The organism is Sphingobium trunci, assembly GCF_022664535.1.
Classification (GTDB): Bacteria; Pseudomonadota; Alphaproteobacteria; order Sphingomonadales; family Sphingomonadaceae; genus Sphingobium.
On record NZ_JAKUJY010000061.1, the window covers coordinates 1 to 1584 of the forward strand.

Below are 1584 nucleotides of genomic sequence, written 5' to 3' on the forward strand. Positions count from 1 at the left end.
GGCCGCATCGGGATAGGCGTCGATGAGCGCGGCGATATGGAACATGTGCGGCGGCGCCTTGAGCACCCAGCGCTCGCCCGTGGTGAAGGCCTGGAGATGCTGGAGCATGTGCCGGTGCAGTTCATAGCGCGGTCGAGCATCGGCCTGCGCGAACCAGTCCATATAGGATCGCACATTCCAGCTGGCATCGAAATTGGGGCTGAAGAAGCCCATATTCAAAATGGCATTGCATTCGTCCGGCAACTTCGCGCCGACCAGATGCATGATCCTGAAATCTTGCGGCAGCCCGGCCTGCGCGGCGTCGGTCGCGGCGATGCGGGGATCGCTGTCGAACGTCTCCCTGCGCGGCGGCGGAGACACCTGCCCCAATTGCCAGGCAAGCGGGCTGCGCGAGGCGGGATCCTGTGCCAGCAGCGAGTGCAGGAAGGTCGTGCCCGAACGCGGCATGCCGATCACGATCAGCGGACGCTCGATCCTCTGGGCGGCGATCTCCGGATAGGTCTGGCGGTCGGCATAGAGGCGCAGCCGCTGTTCCAGCAGGCCAGTCAGCCGTTGACCGGCGGCCGCGCGGGCCTGATCCGGCAAGTCGCGATCCGCATTGATGGACGCGATCAGCTGATCCAGCCCCTCGATAAAGGAGGAGTCTCCGAACGTCTCCAGCCCTGTCCGCCTTACCGCCTCCTCGACGATCCTGTCCCGTTCGATCCCCATGGTCTTTCCTCTCCGCCTCTTCGGACTTGCGGGCGACCCTAGGGACAGTTGACCAATCAGTCAATAAGCAGAAAATCCGTCAGGCCGCGCTGGACGAAACATGGTCCAGCATCCGGTGCACCGTCGGCTTCAACGCCGATATCGGCTCCAGGCTGTTGCCCAGACGGGCCTCGATCATCAGTCCGCTGACGATATGTCCGATGGTGTCGGCCAGCCAATCCGATTCGCTGGATGGCGCCATTCTTTCCTCCAGCGCATCCCTCAGCAGACTCTGGATCAAGGCGCGCGCTTCCAGCCTGTGCGCATTGGCAGCGGCCGCTGCCTCGGGCACGTTGATGTCGATCGCCATGTGGAAATGGCCGGGCACGAAGCCCATCTGTTCGCTGAGGCGGCGCTGGCTGTCCAGGAACCAGTCCAGATAGGCGTCGAGTCGGCTTGCAGCATTGGCCGGTTGCGCCACGATGGCGGTCAATTCCGCGCCATCCTGCTGCCAGACGACGTCGATCGCCCGCGTCAGCAGTTCCGCTTTCGACCGGAAGGCGTGGTAGAAACTGCCCTTGTTCGCCACGGCCGCCTCGCAGATCGCATCGACCGAAACGGCATTATAGCCATGGCGCCAGATGAGGGGGATGGCGGCATATATCAGCCGCTGCGATGTCGGGATGCGGGTATTCATGATCGCGGGATTGGGCAAAATTGCGCACGCTGTCGAGACATTTGCCCTTGACTGAATAGTCAAATACAGGAAAAGGTCGAATCACACAGAGTGGATTGGCTGGCAACGACAACGCTACTTCCAGCATAAAAAAGCTCCGCCGGTGAATTGGAGAGGGTGAGATGGGTGCTATCCTGCAACAAGAGTCATTGGGCGCT

Annotated in this window: 2 protein-coding genes; both read right to left on the reverse strand. The window is 61.8% G+C overall.

Translation table 11 applies throughout. The features are described 5' to 3' along the window. Positions 1-711: sulfotransferase (locus tag MJ601_RS21725; protein WP_242130474.1), on the reverse strand; the 711-nt coding region annotated here is incomplete at its 3' end. 79 nt (positions 712-790) lie between these two features. Further along, positions 791-1387, reverse strand: a complete 597-nt coding sequence (locus tag MJ601_RS21730; RefSeq protein WP_242130475.1) for a TetR/AcrR family transcriptional regulator — start codon at positions 1385-1387, stop codon at positions 791-793. Between the last annotated feature and the right edge of the window lie 197 nt (positions 1388-1584).

What these genes read in the sequence shown, in the direction of transcription:
- MJ601_RS21730 (WP_242130475.1), bottom strand. Translation starts at nt 1,387, where the DNA reads ATGAATACCCGCATCCCGACATCGCAGCGGCTGATATATGCCGCCATC.